This window comes from Pseudomonas umsongensis (genome assembly GCF_012647205.1).
GTDB classification, from domain to species: domain Bacteria; phylum Pseudomonadota; class Gammaproteobacteria; order Pseudomonadales; family Pseudomonadaceae; genus Aquipseudomonas; species Aquipseudomonas umsongensis.
In genome coordinates this window covers 3,428,644-3,447,341 of record NZ_CP051487.1, presented here as the reverse complement: position 1 = coordinate 3,447,341, position 18,698 = coordinate 3,428,644, and the positions used below count along the sequence as shown (strand labels likewise).

The 18,698-nt window shown below is 60.5% G+C and carries 17 protein-coding genes; 9 read left to right on the top strand and 8 right to left on the bottom strand.

Annotation, left to right across the window (positions count from 1 at the left end; translation table 11 throughout):
• Positions 1–53 precede the first annotated feature (53 nt).
• Positions 54–1,145 carry a site-specific integrase gene (locus tag HGP31_RS15595; RefSeq protein WP_168758144.1) on the bottom strand — a complete coding sequence of 364 codons (1,092 nt, stop codon included), beginning with the start codon at positions 1,143–1,145 and terminating at the stop codon, positions 54–56.
• A 78-nt stretch (positions 1,146–1,223) separates the two neighbouring features.
• On the opposite strand from HGP31_RS15595, the gene HGP31_RS15590 reads away from it, so the two are divergent.
• The gene (locus HGP31_RS15590; RefSeq protein WP_168758143.1) at positions 1,224–2,096 is read left to right on the top strand and encodes a DNA-binding protein; all 873 of its coding nucleotides are present in this window, start codon (positions 1,224–1,226) and stop codon (positions 2,094–2,096) included.
• A 170-nt stretch (positions 2,097–2,266) separates the two neighbouring features.
• Entirely contained in the window at positions 2,267–3,883 is a 1,617-nt protein-coding gene (gene groL, locus HGP31_RS15585; RefSeq protein ID WP_168758142.1) for a chaperonin GroEL, read from the top strand.
• A 22-nt stretch (positions 3,884–3,905) separates the two neighbouring features.
• On the opposite strand, the gene HGP31_RS15580 is transcribed toward groL, so the two are convergent.
• The 3 genes from HGP31_RS15580 to HGP31_RS15570 are packed head-to-tail and all read right to left on the bottom strand — an operon-like array spanning position 3,906 to position 5,809.
• Positions 3,906–4,958: a phosphotransferase gene (locus tag HGP31_RS15580; RefSeq protein WP_168758141.1), complete on the bottom strand. Its 1,053-nt coding sequence runs from the start codon at positions 4,956–4,958 to the stop codon at positions 3,906–3,908.
• Between the two features lie 56 nt (positions 4,959–5,014).
• Entirely contained in the window at positions 5,015–5,581 is a 567-nt protein-coding gene (locus HGP31_RS15575) for a phosphoribosyltransferase family protein (RefSeq protein WP_020801296.1), read from the bottom strand.
• Positions 5,582–5,620: 39 nt separating this feature from the next.
• On the bottom strand, positions 5,621–5,809 hold the full coding sequence (locus HGP31_RS15570) for a hypothetical protein (RefSeq protein ID WP_033043768.1): 189 nt from the start codon (positions 5,807–5,809) through the stop codon (positions 5,621–5,623).
• Positions 5,810–5,893: 84 nt separating this feature from the next.
• On the opposite strand from HGP31_RS15570, the gene HGP31_RS15565 reads away from it, so the two are divergent.
• The 3 genes from HGP31_RS15565 to HGP31_RS15555 all read left to right on the top strand — a co-directional run bounded on the left by HGP31_RS15565 (position 5,894) and on the right by HGP31_RS15555 (position 8,199).
• Entirely contained in the window at positions 5,894–6,784 is an 891-nt protein-coding gene (locus HGP31_RS15565; RefSeq protein WP_168758140.1) for a universal stress protein, read from the top strand.
• Between the two features lie 61 nt (positions 6,785–6,845).
• A complete protein-coding gene (locus HGP31_RS15560; protein ID WP_168758139.1) occupies positions 6,846–7,550 on the top strand; it encodes a phosphoribosyltransferase in 705 nt (234 codons plus the stop codon).
• The gene (locus HGP31_RS15555) at positions 7,543–8,199 is read left to right on the top strand and encodes a dienelactone hydrolase family protein (RefSeq protein ID WP_020801292.1); all 657 of its coding nucleotides are present in this window, start codon (positions 7,543–7,545) and stop codon (positions 8,197–8,199) included. Before HGP31_RS15560 ends, HGP31_RS15555 begins: the two co-directional genes overlap by 8 nt.
• Before the next feature lie 1,348 nt (positions 8,200–9,547).
• On the opposite strand, the gene HGP31_RS15550 is transcribed toward HGP31_RS15555, so the two are convergent.
• The 3 genes from HGP31_RS15550 to HGP31_RS15540 all read right to left on the bottom strand — a co-directional run bounded on the left by HGP31_RS15550 (position 9,548) and on the right by HGP31_RS15540 (position 12,358).
• A complete protein-coding gene (locus HGP31_RS15550) occupies positions 9,548–10,915 on the bottom strand; it encodes an erythromycin esterase family protein (protein ID WP_168758138.1) in 1,368 nt (455 codons plus the stop codon).
• A gap of 91 nt (positions 10,916–11,006) precedes the next feature.
• A complete protein-coding gene (locus HGP31_RS15545; RefSeq protein ID WP_168758137.1) occupies positions 11,007–11,525 on the bottom strand; it encodes a GNAT family N-acetyltransferase in 519 nt (172 codons plus the stop codon).
• Positions 11,526–11,710: 185 nt separating this feature from the next.
• Entirely contained in the window at positions 11,711–12,358 is a 648-nt protein-coding gene (locus tag HGP31_RS15540; protein ID WP_042955355.1) for a BON domain-containing protein, read from the bottom strand.
• 223 nt (positions 12,359–12,581) lie between these two features.
• Between HGP31_RS15540 and HGP31_RS15535 the strand changes: the two genes are divergently transcribed.
• A complete protein-coding gene (locus tag HGP31_RS15535) occupies positions 12,582–12,836 on the top strand; it encodes an Lpp/OprI family alanine-zipper lipoprotein (RefSeq protein ID WP_020797515.1) in 255 nt (84 codons plus the stop codon).
• Between the two features lie 3 nt (positions 12,837–12,839).
• Here the strand turns inward: HGP31_RS15535 and HGP31_RS15530 are convergent, their stop codons facing one another.
• Complete coding sequence (locus tag HGP31_RS15530; protein WP_083349103.1) at positions 12,840–14,519, bottom strand: HAD-IIB family hydrolase; 1,680 nt, start codon at positions 14,517–14,519, stop codon at positions 12,840–12,842.
• Positions 14,520–14,958: 439 nt separating this feature from the next.
• Between HGP31_RS15530 and acsA the strand changes: the two genes are divergently transcribed.
• From acsA to HGP31_RS15515, 3 genes are read left to right on the top strand one after another with little or no spacing between them, the layout of a single operon-like run.
• Positions 14,959–16,722 (top strand): acetate--CoA ligase, encoded by a 1,764-nt coding sequence (acsA, locus tag HGP31_RS15525; protein WP_033043824.1) that lies wholly within the window; start codon positions 14,959–14,961, stop codon positions 16,720–16,722.
• Positions 16,719–17,714 (top strand): pyruvate dehydrogenase (acetyl-transferring) E1 component subunit alpha, encoded by a 996-nt coding sequence (gene pdhA / locus HGP31_RS15520; RefSeq protein ID WP_033043822.1) that lies wholly within the window; start codon positions 16,719–16,721, stop codon positions 17,712–17,714. Before acsA ends, pdhA begins: the two co-directional genes overlap by 4 nt.
• Before the next feature lie 8 nt (positions 17,715–17,722).
• On the top strand, positions 17,723–18,697 hold the full coding sequence (locus HGP31_RS15515; protein WP_404821809.1) for an alpha-ketoacid dehydrogenase subunit beta: 975 nt from the start codon (positions 17,723–17,725) through the stop codon (positions 18,695–18,697).
• Position 18,698 lies beyond the last annotated feature (1 nt).

The following is an 18,698-nucleotide window of genomic DNA, read 5'->3' as shown; positions in this document are numbered from 1 at the left end:
TAGGCATCATTTTGAAGAGTCCCAAGCTACGCAGCGCAGCTTTGGCCCTGCGGTTACGGCTCCTCATCGCCCAGCAGTGATGTGGCCCGGCTGTTCAGCAGTGAGCCTGCCTGGAAGTAACCCATCACCGTGGTCACGCTGCGGTGTTCGGTCATGGCCATGACTTCGCCGAGCGGCACACCCTGGCGACCGGCCTCGGTGACAAACCCAGAGCGCAGGCTGTGCGCTGCCCAATCACCCTCAAGGCCCGCCAACTTCGCTCGGCGCTGGACAATGCGTGCCACCTGATCGGCCGACAAACCCGCAGTCCCGACCTTACCGCCTTTATACATCCGCCGAAACAGCGGGCCCTCGTGCGCCGGCGCAGCCTTCATCCAAGCCGTCAGCGCCTGCGCCGCCGGGCCGCGCAGCGGCTTGTCACGGCGCACGCCACCGGTGTCGGTCTTGGTCGCGCCCAGGGCGTACAGCCAGGTGTCGGCATCCAGTTGGCGCACATCGCCCACTTGCAGGCCCACCACTTCCGAGCGGCGCCGCCCGCCACCGCTCCAGGCGAGCAGGAGCAGGGCGCGGTCGCGAATGCCGCGCACGCCATCGGTGCAGGTGGCGAGCAGTGCCTGCAAGGGTTCCAGCACGATCGCGGTTTTCTTGCGTACCGCCACGCCCTGGCGCGACTGGGCCTTGCGCGCTTCACGCAGCAGGGTCTTCAACGCCGGCGCTTGCGTGGGACAGTCCCAACCCTTGATCCGGTGCCATTTGCCGAGCACGGCCAGGCGGTGACTGACCGTGTTGTAGGCCAGCGCTCCGGGTTTGCTTTTGACTCGCGCCTCGACCAGCGCCGCGTCGATGCTGGCCGGCAACAGGTGCGCCCAACCGCCATCGGCCAGGGGGCGTGCCAAATGATCGACAACAAACTGAACCGCCACCGTGGTCGGCAGCGGTGCATCGCCCAATGCCAGGCCGTAACGCAACTGCAGCCAGGCCGACCAGTAGGTCAGGGCGCTGCGATAGCTGCGCACGGTATTGGCCGCGGTGCCGGCAGCAAGAAACGCCGCCGCCGCTTCCTGGGCGTTGATCGCCAGGGAATGCGGGTTTAGCGGGGTTTCGTCGACCAAGGGTAATTGATTTGTAATATTTAATACGTTCAACGTATGATAATTCCAATGTTCATAATATAACGTCGGATAACAATCCATTATCAGACCTAATATACCCGGAGGTGGGCCATGGCAGTAGGGGTGCCGGAAAACGAGGTGTTTGCTGCGGCGGACGCGGTGTTGGCCCGTGGCGAGCGACCGACGGTGGAGCGCGTACGGTTGGAGTTGGGCCGTGGCAGTCCGGCGCGGGTGGGGGGTTTGCTCGATCAATGGTGGACGCGCCTGTCCGAGCGGCTGAGCGGCGAGACTCGACTGCCGACACTGCCGGGCGAGGTGTCGCAGGCTTTTGTAGCGGTGTGGCAGCAGGCGATTCACCTGGCACAGGGTGTGGCCGAACAGGCGCTGGACGAACAACGGCAGGTGATAGCTGCCGAACGCGAACGTGTCGCCACCATAGAGGAGCAGGCGCGGCAGGATGCGGCGCGGTTTCGTCAGCAGGCGACGGAGGCCATGGCGGGACGCCAGGCCGTCGAGACACGACTGGCCGACCTCGAGTTGCTGCTGGCGCAACGTCAGACGCAGATCGAGGACCTGCAGCAACAGCGCGAAGCTCTGCTGCGTGAGCGCGGTGATGTCCAGCAACAAAATCAGGCATTGCAGCAGGATCTGCAGGCGCTGCGGCTCAAGGCCGAGCAGGAGCGCGTTGCCCAGGAGAGCTACGTACGCAATGTGGAGGATCGTGCTCACCGCGAGGTCGACCGCGCCCGGGAGGAGGTCAAAGCCGTGACCGCCCACTTCAAGGAGGCTGGGCGGCAGATCGAGCAGTTGCAGCGGCGGGTGGAGTCCATTCAAACCGAACTCAGCCAAACCCAGCAACGGGCCGCAGCACAGCACGCGCGTGCCGAGACACTGGAGCAGCAACTGGCCCAAGTACGTCAGCCACCCGCGACAAAGCGCAAGCCAAGGACACGAAAGGCCGCTGCGCCGAAGAGCGTTTCCTGAGGAGGGATTACGAGCGCCTGTCGACAGGGGCTGTCACCGATTAGCTTTATCCCTGGTTGCCGGGCGGGCTGACCCGGTGATTTTGTTGATAAAGATCAACATCACACGGGCGACGCCATATGAGCATTCCTCAATGCATGTGTGATGCAAATGGCGAGGAGTGCACCCAGATGGCCCACAGTAAAATTGACTTTCGTGCTGCAGCCCGCGAGAAAATCCTCAGTGGTGCCACGCAGTTGGCGGACGCCGTGCGCGTGACGCTGGGCCCGAAATCAAAATCGGTGTTGATCCAGAATAAATGGGGCAATCCCACAGTCTGCAACGACGGTGTGACGATTGCCAAGCGCGTTGACCTGCAAGACCCCGAGGAAAACCTGGGCGCGCAAATGCTGCGCCAGGCCGCCGAGCGCACAGGCGAGGCAGTAGGGGATGGCACCAGTACCTCGACGGTGCTGGCCCACGCCATCCTGGCCGATGGCATTCGCAACGTTGTCGCGGGTGCCAGCGCTATCGACCTCAAGCGTGGCCTGGATCGCGGCTTGTCGTTGGTGGTGGATTCACTTGTCGCCCAGGCGCGGCCCGTCAGTACGCCCAAGGAAAAGGCCCAGGTCGCCACGCTGTCGGCGCATAACGATGCTGTCATTGGTCAGTTGGTGGCGGATGCCCTGGAAAAAGTCGGCGTTGAAGGTGTGGTCAGCGTCGAAGAGTCCAAGACCACCGAAACAGTGGTTGAGGTGATGGAAGGGATGCGTTTTGACCGCGGTTATGTCTCGCCGTATTTCGTCACCGATGCCGAGAAAATGCAGGTCGAACTCGATGACGCCTACTTGCTGCTCTGCGACCACAAGATAGGCGCGCTCAAGGACCTGCTGCCCTTGCTCGAGCTTGTTGCCAAAAGTGGTCAACCGCTGGTCTTGATCGCCGATGACATCGAGGGTGAGGCGTTGACCACCCTGGTGGTCAACCAGATACGCGGCATCCTGCGGGCCGTGGCCATCAAGGCGCCCGGTTTTGGTGATCGGCGCAAGGAAATGCTTCAGGACATGGCTGTGCTGACAGGAGCAACGGTGGTTTCCAACGATTTGGGCATCACGCTGGAGCAAGTTGAATTGGGCCAGCTCGGGCGGGCGCACCGCGTGGTGGTGCAAAAGGACAGCACGGCATTGATTGGTGGGGCAGGTACGAAGGAGGCGATTGAAGCGCGGTTGCAACAGATTCGCACGCAAATGGAGCACACCACCAGCGATTACGACCGGGAAAAACTCCAGGAACGACTGGCCAGGCTGTCTGGTGGAGTGGCAGTGATCCGGGTCGGGGCACCTTCGGAGGCGGAAATGAAGGCACGCAAGGATGCGCTGGATGACGCCATCTCGGCGACGCGCGCGGCGATTGCTGAAGGCACTGTGCCAGGGGGCGGGCTGGCCCTGCTCAAGGCGGTCCCGCTGATCGCGGCCGAAGAAGCCCGGTGTGAGGGGGATGTCAGGACCGGTCTGCAAATCCTTCGCCGGGCCCTGGAAGCCCCGGCCAGGCTCATCGCGGAAAACTCGGCGGTGGACGCGGGCGTGGTGGTTGCGCGCATGCTCGCAGAACCCGGCAACGTCGGTTTTGATGCATCCGCCAACTGTTACGTGGACATGTACGAAGCCGGCATTATCGATCCGACCAAAGTGGTGCGCATTGCCCTCGAAAATGCCGTATCGGTGGCCAGCATTCTGTTGCTGACGGAGGCGACCATCACTGATATTCCGGAAAAGGAATCACCCGCCCAGCCGCCTTTTCCTGAATGAGCAGGCCGGCTTGGGAGCGCATTCAGGTATAGGCGGCTGTCTCGGTTAACGCCAGGTGATTGAGAAGCGGATTTTCACCGTGCAAATAACCGAGCGCCTGCTGCATCAGCGAGATGGCTTTTTGTCTTTTCTCATGGCGCGTGGCCGGGTCGGCATGACGTTGCGCTGCACCAGCGAAGGAGAAACAGCGTGTAGCGGCACGCAGGGAAAGGAACAGCGCCAAGGGTTCGCAGTCTTCTTTCCAGGTGCAGTGGTTGATGTAAGTGGCCAAAAGAGCTGCGCCGAGCGTGTTGAGGCCGTGATGTTGCAGGTCCATCAGCACGAATGCCAGGTCGTACAGCACGTCAATGCAGGCGATCCGTTCACTGAACTCGATGCCGTCGAACAGGGTCGGCTGCCCGTCGAAAAGGCAGATGTTGGCCAGGCGCAAATCGCCATGGCAGCGGCGTACGCGGCCCTGACTGCGTCGCTCTTCGAGGCAGACAGTCAAAGATGCCAGCAGCTTCCTGGAGGCATGGGCAATCGAGATGACTTGCGCGCTGTCGAGAAAAGCGCAGTAGCGGGACATTTCCCGATAGTTTTTCTCGATCTCTTCATACAGGTCCGGGATGCGCCCGAAGGATGGAGTTATCCGGGCGCAGGCATGAAAGCGGGCGATCTCGATGCCTAGCTGCTGCATCATCGGTTCGGTCAGATGCCCCTGGACGGCCATGCGGTCAAACAGGCCATCCTGAGCAAAGCGGCGCATCACCACCAGCCAGTCCACAGCGGGTCCCTGGCCGTCGAGCACTAATTGGCCATCGGCCTGGCGGTTGATCGAACTCACGCGCAAATACAGCGTCGGCGCTGTTCGTCGGTTGAGCCACAGCTCTGCCCGGCAGGCTTTTTTCCGGCTTTGCAGGCTGAGGAAGTCCAGTTCGGCAAACGCCACTGCACGCTTGAGTTTATAGGCACGGTCGGCATGCAGGAAAATCACCGAACCATGGGTCTCGATTCGCTCCACAGGCTGGTTGGACGCATCGTAGGCGGATGGTCTGGAGAGAAAGGCAATCACTTCGTCTTGTTCGTTGCTCATCCCGGCTTCCTCATCTCCAGCCGTCCTGAGGCCCGCCAGCGCTTGCCGTCTTCCCGTTAGCGGGCGGCGCCGTGGCGCACGACCTCTATGCAAAAGTCCTGTTCGAACGGCGGTACGTTGCACTCGACGACGTCAGCGGCGGCAACTTGCAGATGCACGCCGACAATGTCGGCCCGGATTGGCTGCCGGCAGATGTGCCGGTCGACCAATACAGCGGTGTAGACCCGGCGAGCTCCCAGTTGTGCCAGATAGGCGCAGGTACGCAGCAGCGAATGGCCTTCGAACAACACATCATCAACCACCAGCAACGTGGTGTTGGCGAGGTCCAGTTTGGCCAGCAGCGGATTTTCGGTCAATTGCGTGAACGGATGCAGCACTTGCAGGTCGTCGGCATAGCGCTTGACCTCAAGAGGGTAAAGAGGAAGTTCCGGTTGGCCGGTCTGGTGCGCAATGTGCTGGCGCAATCGTTGAGCCAAGGGCTCACCGCGGCGCTTGATTCCAATCAGGGCGGCGTGCGCCGGTGGCAGCAGGCTGGCGGCCTGGCGCGCCATCGTCTGCAGCACGTCATCGAGTTCGTTGCGCTCATACAGGCGCAACCGCTGACTTGCCAATAGGATCGTCATTGCCTTCTCCTGCCTGTGAGCCATGGGGCACGTGCGTTTTCAGTCAATGTAGCCCGGTTGGCCCTGGCGCGATTGATATTGATCAATCGTGATCAAATCAAACGTCGGCCGGTTCGACCGTCGGGTGACGCGCATGGGCGGCAGCGGCCTGGTGTGAGTCACTTGCTTGCGCAGGCACTTGATATAAATCAACGCCAAGGTCGCCTCGACGGAGGATTCTGAATCCATGACACAGGTGCCCGAGCCACCGACGAACACAGCAATGGGTGGTGGCGGGCAGCGACATAAAAGCAAGCTTCGTGGAGTCCGATCATGAGCCAGTATCAACGGTTATTGCTGATCATCAACCCGGCCCTGCGCCAGTCTAAAGCCATGGATCATGCAGCCGCCCTGGCCAAGGCCAGCGGTGCCAGCCTGCACATTGGCGCCTTGATTCCATCCTGGAAGCTGTTGTCGCTACTCGAAGAAGGCGACCGGGAAAAGGCTCGCGAAGAATATCTGCAAGACCAGCGCAATTGGCTCAAATACCAGGCCGATCATCTGCGCAACAGGGGTCTTGAAGTGACCGCCGAGGCGAAATGGGCCGACGACCTGCAGCAAGACATTCTCGATTACGTCGCAGAAATGCAGCCCGACCTGTTGATCAAGCAGGTACAACGGGAACCGGCGCTCAAGCGTGGGTTTTTTACCCCGCTGGACTGGCGTCTGTTGCGTCATTGCCCGATACCGGTCTACCTGCCAGGCGAAGGTGATCACCCTTTGCCGCGCAAGGTCGTGGCAGCGGTGGATGTTTCCAATCCCCTGGTACAGGACGACGAGCTCAATCAGCGGATCATCCACCAGGCGTCCAGCCTGGCTATCCAGTGTCAGGCCGAATTGCACCTGGTGTATGCCTGCGACGCCTCTGCGCTGTTCCTGGGCGACATGGGCGGCGGGGGCTTGACGCTCGCGGACCTCTACAGTCAGTTGCGCAAGGGCCATGAAAAAACCTTCCTCGACCTGGCTGGCCGGTATGGCGTGCCGGCTGACCGGCGACATTTCATCGAGGGCCATCCTGTGGCCGTGCTGCATGCCTTCGCCGATGAGCAACAGATGGACGTGATTGTGATGGGCAGGATCCAGTCCCATGGCTTGGACAAACTATTGGGCAGCACCACCGAACATACCCTGTACCAGGTGACGTGCAGCATCCTGGCCGTTTAGCGCAGTTCGGCCAGGGCCACAGGTTTCGAGACGTCATTCGTCAGCGCCGCAGGAGGTTGCCGTGATCCAGAGTCCTTCATTACAAACCACCTTGCCCAATCGCGCCGAGGCCGGTCGACGCCTGGTGGAACCGTTGCTCAAGTATGCCAACAGGCCTGATGTGATCATTCTCGCCTTGCCCCGTGGCGGTGTCCCGGTGGCTTATGAAGTCGCCACCGCCCTGAATGTGCGCCTGGACCTGATGCTGGTGCGCAAGCTCGGTGTGCCTTCGCACCCGGAATTTGCCATGGGCGCCATTGCCAGCGGCGGTGTACAAATCCTCAATGATGACGCGCTGCGGGCGCACCCGATCGATCGAGCCAGTTTCGAGGCAGTGGTCGCCCGGGAAGCGCAGGAGCTGTCGCGACGTGAAAAGGCGTATCGGGGAAACCGCCCGCCACCGCAACTCAAGGACCAGGTGGTGATCCTGATCGACGACGGCCTGGCGACAGGTTCTTCAATGATGGCAGCGATCCATGCGGTGCGCATGCAGGCGCCCGAGCGCATCGTCGTCGCGGTACCGGTTGCTCCCCGGGAAACGGTCGAGGATTTGTCCATGCAAGTGGACGAAGTGATCTGCCCACTCATCCCTGAGTGGATGATGTCGATCGGCTACTGGTACCTGGATTTTTCCCAGACCTCGGACGAAGAGGTCATCGATCTCATGCAACGGGCCTGGCAGCGGGAATTGCCGGGCGCCTCCCACACGGAACATCGCGATGCTTGAAGCTAAATATCGATCCCTGGACCTGCCGGGCGTTGAATTGTCCGCCGATTTGCGTTTGCCGACGAACGCGCGCGCCCTGGTCATCTTCGTACACGGCAGCGGCAGTGGTCGTTTGAGCCCGCGCAATCAATATGTGGCCGATGTCCTGGCCGATCGGGGCCTGGCTTCGCTGCTGTTCGACTTGCTAACGGAACCGGAGCAGCGCCTGGATAATCTCAGCGGGGAGTTGCGCTTCAATATTCCTTTGCTGGCCAGGCGGTTGATCGATGTGATCGACTGGGTAGGGCGTGACCGCGAATTGCGTGCTTTGCGCATCGGACTGTTCGGCGCCAGTACCGGCGCGGCGGCAGCACTGGTGGCCGCCGCTGAGCGTGCGCCAGTGATAGGGGCAGTGGTCAGTCGGGGTGGGCGAACCGATCTGGCTGGACCGGCCCTGCCTCGGGTCAAGGCGCCGACCTTGCAGATTGTCGGTGCACAGGACCCGGTGGTGTTGGGCTTGAATCGTCAAAGCAGCCAGACCCTGCGGTGCGAGCAACGGCTGGAAGTCGTGGAGCGCGCCACGCATCTTTTTGAAGAGCCAGGCACGCTGGAGGCAGTCGCCAGGCTCGCTGGCGACTGGTTTGAAAAATACCTGCATGCCCCCCTGTAGGAACGAGCATGCTCCGGGCGGCGTTCCGACGTAGAACCTGAGAGCACCACGGGGAGTCAGGTTTCCCGCGTCATCGTTGACGTCCATCGCGACGGTGCGACGATTCGACAGTCTCGCTCCTACAGGGGACACAGGCATCACCAAAAGCAGGTCGGCTTTTAAGGCCGCCTCGCTTTGCTTTTGATCGCGGGCGCCCCGTTAACCACTGTGCGAGGCACCGAGTGATATGTACTCCGACAACCCATTTCACACAGGGCTTCCTGTGACGCTTCGCATCACCGTTGCGCACGGCTCAATTAATGCGTCGTCAGCGGAACGCGGAGCGTCCCTGGCGGCATTCCCACGCAGAGCGTGGGAACGATCAATCGAGGTACACCCGTAAAAGCCAGGTCGGCTTTAAGGCCGCCTCGCGTTGCTGTTGATCGCGAGCGCCCCGTTAACCACGATGGCCGAACGCAGGCATTGCGCAGTGGGTAAACCGGCAGGACGCCGGTTTAGCCGCGCTGGGCCATGGATGGCCCATCGCGGCGACCCACGGAGCAATGCCGGAGAGAGGGCATGCCGAGCCCAAGCGAGGCACCGAGTGGTGGGGCAAAGCCTTTTGGTTCCTTTTTGGCGTTTGAAAAAGGGGACTCGCCGTAAGGGCGAAACCATAAGCTGCCGTTACCGCAGCAATGGATATGTACGCAGGCAACCAATTTCACACAGGGCTTCTTGTAACGCCCCGCATCACCGTTGCGCACGGCTCAATTAACGCGTCGTCAGCGGAACGCGGAGCGTCCCTGGCGGCATTCCCACGCAGAGCGTGGGAACGATCAACACAGGCATCACCTAAAAAGCAGGTCGGCTTTAAGGCCGCCTCGTTTTGCTGTTGATCGCAGGCGCCCCGTTAACCACGATGGCCGAACGCAGGCATTGCGCAGTGGGTAAACCGGCAGGACGCCGGTTTAGCCGCGCTGGGCCATGGATGGCCCATCGCGGCGACCCACGGAGCAATGCCGGAGAGAGGGCATGCCGAGCCCAAGCGAGGCACCGAGTGGTGGGGCAAAGCCTTTTGCTTCCTTTTTGGCGTTTGAAAAAGGGAGTCGCTGTAAAAGCGAAACCACAAGTGGCCGTTACCGCAGCAATGGATATGTACGCAGGCAACCCATTTCACACAGGGCTTCCTGTGACGGCCCGCATTACCGTCGTGCACGGCTCAATTAACGCGTCGTCAATGGAACGCAGAGCGTCCCTGGCGGCATTCCCACGCAGAGCGCGGGAACGATCAAAGCAGAGCAAAGGCTAACGAGGCTTTGATCGCAGGCGCCCCGTTACGGCAGCAATGGATATGCACTCCAACAGCAAATCACACCCCAAACGGATAGGTTTCGTCCTCCGCTTCCAGTTGCTGGTTTTTCGGCAGCGGCAGCGCGGTAACCGGCCTGGTTTGCTCGATCCAGATCATGGCATCGAACTGTTCCGCCAGCATCGACTCGAAATAGTGACTGAAGCGTTCGGTTTCGGGACGGTAAATCACCCCGATGGCCCGTCCCAGCAAGCACGTGGACAGGACGCTGCGCAGCTCTTTGCGCTGCGGGTCACGCCAGTCGGTCAGCGACGCTGCAACGCCCGCCTTGAGGAACTGATGCTCCCAGCTGTCTGGCCGGGAGGGGCGGATGTCCTTGATCAACATCTCGCCGTCCCAGTCATCAGCGGCAGCCACCTGACCGCGGTCAGTGGCCATGCCGATGAGTACGACATCGCGTCCGAGGGCGCTGCGACACAGTTGACCGATGTTGAACTGCCCCTTCCAGCCCATTTCCGTGGCGCCGGCATTGCCGATATGGGAGTTGTGGGCCCAGACCACGGCCTTGGCTTGCGAGCCCCGGTGTTCGAGCAACGCGCGCAACGTATCGAACATGTGCCGGTCACGCAGGTTCCAGGAGGCTGTCGAGCCCCGATAGATCGCGCGGTAATACTGCTCGGCCGCCATCACTACCCGGGCATTCTGCGTCGCATTGAAGAAGGCTTCGTCGTTGCGGATGAGCCCGGCCAGTTGTTCAGCCAGCATGGCATTGAGCTGATCGATCACCGGCTGTTCACAGGGCATTACACCGGCGCGCTCGACAAAATGGCCATACAGCGCAGGGTCATCCTGCCATGGGGTCAGGCAGCCATAGCGCCGACGTGCTTCCTGGGCCAGGCGCGGGTCAACCCGATCCAGATAGCTCAGTACTTCATGAATGGAATTACGCAAGCTGTAGACATCCAGGCCGCGAAACTCGACGCGATGTTCAGGCGCTTGCTGATGGTTGAACTGATGCAGCCAGTGGGTGAAAGCCTTCACCTCGCTGTTGCGCCACATCCAGGTGGGGAAGCGGCTGAAAATGTGGCGCTTCCACGCCGTATGCGCCAACCCTCGGACATACTGGTCGACATGGCCGGCGTCGGGCCAGTCGGCTTCCACCGCGACAATATTGAAGCCGTGCCGCTCGATGAGCCTTTGGGTAATCGCAGCCCGGGTTCGATAGAATTCCCGGGTTCCATGGCTCGCCTCGCCGATCATCACCACCCGCGCGTCGGCGTAGCGGTCAAACAGGTCGCCAAAAGCGGGGGAATCCAGGTCCGGCAACGGTTCGGCGTATCGATGCAACACCGGCGCTATGTGCGACGTGTCATCGTGATGTTGCTGGCCGTAAAGTTGTTCCAGCAATGATTGCGTATGAGAGTTCATGAACGCCATCCTCCGAAAGGTGGGCTGCTGGTGGCGGCATGGCGCTCGGGTCGTACCAGAGGCTCAAGCGCCCCGAAAACATTGCACGGGTTTACAGGTACAGGCGGTGAATGACCTGTTGGGGGTCGAAGGGGTCGTCGTGGGCTTCAAAACCAAGACATCTGGCCAGGTCGCGCAGGGGCGCGTTGCTGGAGGCGCCAACCGAGTACAACAGGTGGACGCCGTTACTGCGGGCGGCGTCGATCAAGTGCTCCATCAATAACGTTCCCAGGCCCAGGCGTTTCCAGGCAGCGGCGACGGTCAGCGCGCATTCGCACTGGTATTGACCCATGGCGGCATAACGACTGGCGCCGATTGCGCTCAAACGGCCATTTTCGTGGACCAGCGCTATGCAGCCTTGGCCCTTGCGAGCTTCGTGCTGTTGCCCGAGTAAAAACCCGTGCCGGGACGCCGGCGCCAACTGCCGGACAAGGGCGCATTCATAAGCTCGATCTGCTTGCGCGACATGCCGGATCAACACCGCACGACCGTTGCTGAGTACGTCAATCCGGGATTTTCCACGGGCGTAATCCCAGTCATGCCAATCATCGGGGCTCTTGAAAGCGAGCATCGTGCGGCCCTCCATCCAGCGTTCTCTTGATGCGTAGTAAAACCTGCGAGTTTCAATTCTTTTCTACGCCGTTGGCCGTTCCCGGATTTGATCTGGATCAGGCACGAGTGAGGCGATCAGGGTGAGTCCGCCACGCATGCTCATTGGATCGCCCCGGGTAACCTGGGGTTAGCCGGGGCGATCATTCAGGCGATCAGCAATTGATCTTCCACCTTGGTGACTCCCGGCACCGACCAGGCGGCTCGTTCGGCGATTTCACGCTCGCGCCAGAAGTGCACTTTGCCTTCCAGTTTCACGACACTGCCTTCGACTTTGATACGTATGCCCTTGGCGTCGACTTCAGCGTTGCGCTTGAGGGCTTCTTCGATACTTTGTTGGATATCGACGACGTTGACTCTCGGGCGCAGGGTGATGCGGTTGTCCACGCCCACAACGCCCGACAATTTGCGCACCGCGCTTTCGGCGAGCTCCTTCTGGTATTGCCAGTCCACCTGGCCTTCCAGGGTTACCCAGCCTTTTTGCACGACGACCTTGACGTCGCCTTCGGGCGTATCGGAGCGCCAGGAGATAATGTTGACGGCACGATTGGCGATGGTGTCATCGGCCGTACCTGCGCCTTTTTCCAGCCGGACCTGTATTTCCTCAGCCACGGCACGCACGCCTTTGATCGCTTTGACTGCCCGTTCGGCACTGACTTTCTGGGCATAGCTTTTCACGTGACCGGAGAGTGTGACAACGCCATTGTCCACGCTCACGCCAATGTGGGCGGCGTCGATATCGGGTTGAAAATCAAGCTCATCCAAAATGGTATTGCGCAAGGTTATGTCGCTCATGATCCTGTCCTCTCCCGCATGACTGAAGTACATGGGCTGCCAAAGCCCATGTCTTTTTTTACGCCTGAGCGGCACCAGGACATTGAGTTAAATCAAAAAGGCCGCAGTCGCCCGCTCTGCCATTGGCCAGCCGGTTTTTTGATAAATGTCAGAGAAAGCCTGCAGTGGCGTTGGATACTGCGTTTGACTGGCCTTCGCAGCCGGGACTTATTTGGAGAAGATCATGGACAAGCGCTTGCCTGTTGTTTGCCTCGGTATTCTTCTAGCCACCACTGCCGGATGCAGTAGTAAGCAGGCCCAGGAACTGGATGCCCGGCTGGAATACGCTGAAAACAACGCCGCAATGGCGCGATTGAGGGCCGACGAGGCGCACCTCAAGGCGGAACTGGCGATGGAAGTGGCACGTCAGGCACAACGGACCGCCGATGAAGCCAATGCCCGTACCAGCCGAATGATCGAAAAGGGAACGCCTAAGTGACATTCAGAGGTGATAGCGTGACTGTACAAGTCGCCTGATCTGTTCCATTGCCTGCCCGGGTGCCAGGCTTGTGTCCGTCTCGATCAGGCGCGTCTTATTGGCAAGCACGTCGTCCCGGATCACTTTGCGAAACCAATTGGAAAAATCCCCGACATTGATATGTTCGCGAAGGGCGGGCTCTTCAAGTCGTGTTGAACAGGACAAAAACTCAGTCAGGTTAGAGGCGCTCTGGCCAAGTGCGGGAAAGTGGAATGATCGCCATGCACCCACATCTCCCGCGACGTACTTGCCGCTGTGACGGTGGTGCTTTTGATGAGGCTGCACCTGATCGAGCAGGAAGACCTCGTCGCCTTCGTGCACATTCCAAAGACAGGCGTTTTCGAGGCCTGGCGAGCGTTCTGGAAACCCTGGGCTCGGGCGCTGCATGCGTTTGGCGAACTGTTCGACCAGTTCCCGGGCGGTGCTGCCGAGTGTCACCAGTACGTCTACCCCCTCAAGCAGTGCCGGACAGACCTGATCGAAGTCGAGGGCAACGATGATTGCGCCAATGTCCCCGAGAAAACCCGGCGGCCAACCTGCGCAGTGGGGAAGCATGTAATGCGCTTCGTCGACGATCAGCCAGTAAGGCCGGCCGGAAGCGCTGCGCAAATTCTGGATAAAGGGCAGCAGTTCGCCAAACAGCTGCACGCGCGCTACGGGATCCAGGGCAAGGGCGTTGACCACCACATTGAGCTGAGCCTGTAGAAGGTAATGCACCGACTCTTCTGTCGTCGGGGGGGCGGTCAGCCCGCCGATCGTTACCGCATCTTCCAGCGTCAGATAGTCTCCCTCTGGATCGATGATGCAAAATCCCTGATGAGCCTGGACCATTCGTTCTGTCAGCCAGGTGATGTAGCTGGATTTACCGGCACCCGAATTGCCAACGACCAACATCACCGATTCCGCAGGCAGCCAGAGCTTGCGGCCATGGGTGGACTGGCCCAACTGGACGCCAATGCGTTCGACGCAAACCAGTGCCGCGTCTTTTTCCAGCAGCATGTCGACCAGTTCGCAGACACCTTGGCCATGATCATGAGTCAGGCACAGGTCAGCGCTGGACTTGATCGACGCTATGGCATTGTTCACCGCCGCGGCACAGCCGCAGATCGATAGAAAGGAGTGGTCGTTTTCCGCATCGCCCACGCCCACCACGTTCAGCTCGCATATGCCCAACTCGCGCAAGGCTGCAACAAGGCCAGACGCCTTGTTCACGCCGGTTGGCAAGATCATGATCGCATCCTTGTTGAACGTTATCTGCAGTTCAAGGCCGAGCTCTCGAATGCTGCTGACCACCGCATTCTCAAACGGCTGCCAGGTGGCGATGACCGAACGACCGATCGACAAAGGCGTGACACCCTTGTCGCGCAGGTGGCCCACCAGCTCGGTCGAAGCGGGGTCTGCAATAAGCTCCTCGGTGTCTGTGCTCGGGTCGTACAAGATCGCGCCGTTTTCCGCAACGACCCTGTCAAACAGATCCAGGTGTGGAAAATGATGCTTGAGCGCTTGCAACTCCCGGCCTGAAATCAGCACGAGCTTGCGGCCGCTTTTTTTCAGTTTGCCGAGCGCTGCGCAGACCTGCGGTGGAACGCTGCCGTTTTCGGCAATGGTCCCGTCATAGTCCACTGCCAAGGCCAGGAAGTGCATGCTTGCTCCATTGTCTGACTCAATTGAGAGAGGCAGGGCAGAACACGAGCTGCCCGTCTACCGATTTCACGTCTGTATTGGGATGCTGATTCCTTGCGCCAGCATTGATTTTTGTCAATTTCAAGGCGAGAGCAGACAGTCGGTCTTCCTCGGCCAGGTGTCATGCATTTTGCCCGTTACGGGTTCGCGCCTTGTCGGCCTCAAGCCGTCCAGAGCCTTTTCGACAATGAACAAGGCTAGTCCCGTTCCACTTGATATTTATCAACGCCAGGAACAATTGGGCGGAGCAAGTTAAATCAAACCCGGTTGTGCAGTCGGCGCCAAGCACAGACCGGTTTTCTGGGCATTGCGCCACAGCCACTTCTACAGCGTATTGGCTGTCTACTCCTTGAAAACGGTAGGCAGGGTTACTGATGCTGTTGAGTACAAGAGGCCAACCATGCGTTCCAGGATCATCAAAAAAACGCTCGATGACTTGCCTGTAGCGCCGAACTGGGTCGACAGCGTGCAAGCCCGTGAGCACTTTTCCTGGGCAGCACAAATGTGTGGGCTGTCGGGACTGCCCGGCGGTGGTTTGAACCTGGCTTATGAAGCCGTGGATCGTCATGCACAGAGAGACGCTGGACCGCACACGGCATTGCGCATTCTTGATCGTAACGGCGGGCACCGCGATGTCAGCTACGCCGAGCTGAGCGTGCTGACCAACCGATTTGCCAACGTGCTCAAGAGCCTGGGCGTGACTCCCGGAGCACGAGTGTTCGTGCTGTGTGGCCGCGGCCTGGAATTGTTCCTGGGCGTGCTCGGCGCAATGAAGGCCGGATGCGTGGTATCGCCGCTGTTTTGCGCCTTCGGCCCGCAACCCCTTGAAACGCGTCTGTGTCTTGGCGAAGCCTACGTGTTGCTCACCAGTGATGCCCTGTATCGACGCAAGATATCGACCATCCGTGATCGTCTGCCAACCCTGAAGCATGTGCTGGTGTACAACGAAAATGCCGAGGATATCGCGCCCTTGGAGGGTGCGTTAAACCTGCATCAGTTGCTGGCCGAAGCCGATGACCATTTCAGCATCGCTTGCACGACCGCCGACAGCCCGGCACTTTTACATTTCACCAGCGGTACGACAGGCACCCCCAAAGGGGTCTTGCATGTTCATGGCGCAGCACTGACCCACCTGGTCAGCGGAAAATATGCGCTGGACTTGCACCCAGGGGATATCTACTGGTGCACCGCCGATCCGGGCTGGGTCACGGGCACTTCATACGGCATCATTGCGCCGCTGCTGTTGGGCGTGACCTGTGTGATCGAAGGTTTCGAGTTCGACGCCGAGCGCTGGTACGGCATTCTCGAAGAACAACAGGTATCGGTCTGGTATACGGCACCCACCGCCATCCGTCTGCTGATGAAAGCCGGTGCCGCGCTGGCGCACAACCATCGTTTTCCCTGCCTGCGGTTCATCGCCAGTGTCGGCGAACCACTCAATCCCGAGGCAGTGTGGTGGGGTAAGGACGTACTGGGGTTGGCAATCCACGATAATTGGTGGCAGACCGAAACCGGCGGCATCATGATTGCCAACACGGTCGCGATGGACATCAAGCCCGGCTCCATGGGCAAGCCACTGCCGGGCGTCGAGGCGGCCGTCGTCCTGCGCAACGCCGACGATACCTTGCAATTTTTGGGCAGCGATGAAGTGGGCGAACTGGCGCTGAAGCAACCCTGGCCCGCGATGTTTCGCAGTTACCTGGGACAAGAGGAGCGTTATCGGCGCTGCTTTGTCGGCGGCTGGTACCTGAGCGGCGATCTGGCTCGTCGTGATGCCGATGGCTATTACTGGTTCATCGGACGCAGTGACGATGTGATTAAGTCCGCCGGGCACCTGATCGGCCCGTTCGAAGTCGAAAGCTCGTTGATGGAGCATCCGGCAGTCGCTGAGGCCGCCGTGATCGGCAAGCCCGATCCGTTGCTGGGCGAAACGGTAAAGGCCTTCGTCTCCCTCAAGAGTGGATTCACCGCCAGCCAGGCCCTGCACGATGAATTGCTCGGTCATGCACGCAAGCACCTGGGGGCCGTGGTCGCCCCCAAGGAACTGGCGTTCGTCGACACGCTGCCTCACACCCGTAGCGGCAAACTCATGCGGCGTCTGCTCAAGGCCCGCGAGTTGGGCCTGCCTGAAGGCGATACATCCGCCCTGGAGAATCCATCATGACGCCCGTGTCGCTGCCCCGGGAGACCAAACTGGATCTGCTGCGGGACATGGTACGCATCCGCCGTCTCGAAGAACGTGCCGGCGAGTTGTACGGGGAAAGCCGGATTCGCGGCTTTTTGCACCTGTACATCGGTGAAGAAGCGGTGGCGGTCGGTGTTCTGCATGCCCTGGCCGTTGACGATGCGGTCGTCGCCACGTACCGCGAACATGGTCATGCGTTGATCAAGGGTGTTTCCATGAAGGCGATCATGGCCGAGATGTTCGGGCGCCAGCAAGGATGCTCGCGAGGCCGTGGTGGCTCGATGCACCTGTTCGATGCCCGTACACGATTCTTCGGCGGCAATGCCATCGTCGCCGGTGGCTTGCCATTGACGGTTGGGCTGGCGCTCGCGGAACACATGCAAGGTGGAACCCGTCTGTGCGCCTGTTTTTTTGGCGAAGGGGCGATGGCGGAAGGGGCCTTTCACGAGTCTATCAACCTTGCCGCATTGTGGCGCCTGCCGGTGCTGTTCTGCTGCGAAAACAACCTCTATGCCATGGGCACGGCGCTGGAGCGTTCGCAATCCCAGACCGACCTGTGTGCGAAAGCTTCGGCATACAAGGTCCAGGCCAGGACGGTCGATGGCATGGACGTGATCGCCGTGCATGAAGCCGCCCGTGACGCAGTCGAACACATCCGCGCAGGGCAGGGTCCCTTTTTCCTGGAGTTTCGGACCTATCGATTTCGGGCCCACTCGATGTTCGATCCGCAGTTGTATCGCTGCCGGGAAGAGGTCGAACAATGGAAAACCCGAGGTCCCATCCACACCTACAGCACGCGACTCAAGGCTGAAGGGCTGCTGGATGAACCGGGTTTTCTGGCGATCCTGGCCCAGGTCGACGCCGAGGTCGAAGACGCCATCGCCTTCGCCGAGAAAGGCACATGGGAGCCGATCGAGGATTTGTCCCGCGATGTCTATACGCCGGGACCTGCGCCGGAGCCTGCGCCATGAGCCTGTCCATGACCTATCGCGAAGCGCTGCGCGAAGCATTGCGTGACGCCCTGCAGCGGGACCCGCGGGTGTTCCTGATGGGCGAAGACGTGGGGCGTTATGGCGGGAGTTATGCCGTGTCCCTTGGATTGCTGGAAGCCTTCGGCCCCGAGCGTATCCGCGACGCGCCACTGTCCGAACTGGGTTTCGTCGGGGCCGGTATCGGCGCGGCGTTGGCAGGCATGCGGCCTATCGTCGAAATCATGACGGTGAACTTCAGCCTGCTCGCTCTCGACCCTCTGATGAATACCGCGGCGACCCTGAGGCACATGTCAGGCGGGCAATTCTCGGTGCCCTTGGTTGTGCGCATGGCGACCGGGGCTGGTCGTCAGCTGGCTGCCCAACACTCGCACAGCCTCGAAGGCTGGTTCGCCCATATTCCGGGATTGAAAATCCTGACGCCGGCGACCGTCGAAGATGCACGCGGCATGCTCTGGCCCGCGCTGCTCGACCCCGACCCGGTGCTGATATTCGAACATGCGCAGCTGTACAACCTGGAAGGCGATGCCGGCGAATGGGCAACCATGGACATCAGTCGCGCCAAAGTTCGCCGGGCCGGCAGCGACCTGACCCTGATCACGTATGGCGGCTCCCTGGGCAAAGCCCTGGCGGCAGCCGAGGTGCTGGCCGGGGAGGGCATCGAGTGTGAAGTCATTGACCTGCGGGTCCTGCGCCCCCTGGATGACGCAACGCTCCTGGCTTCTGTCTGCAAGACCCACCGTGCCCTGGTAGTCGATGAGGGATGGTGCAGCGGCAGTCTGTCGGCGGAAATCATCACCCGGATCGTCGAGCAAGGCTTTTACGAGCTCGATGCGCCCCCGGCGCGGGTGTGCAGCGCCGAAGTGCCGATCCCTTATCCACGGCATCTGGAGGAGGCGGCGCTGCCACAGGTGGCTTCGATAATCACAGCGGCACACGAACTGTGCCAAGGAAAAATCCCCTGAT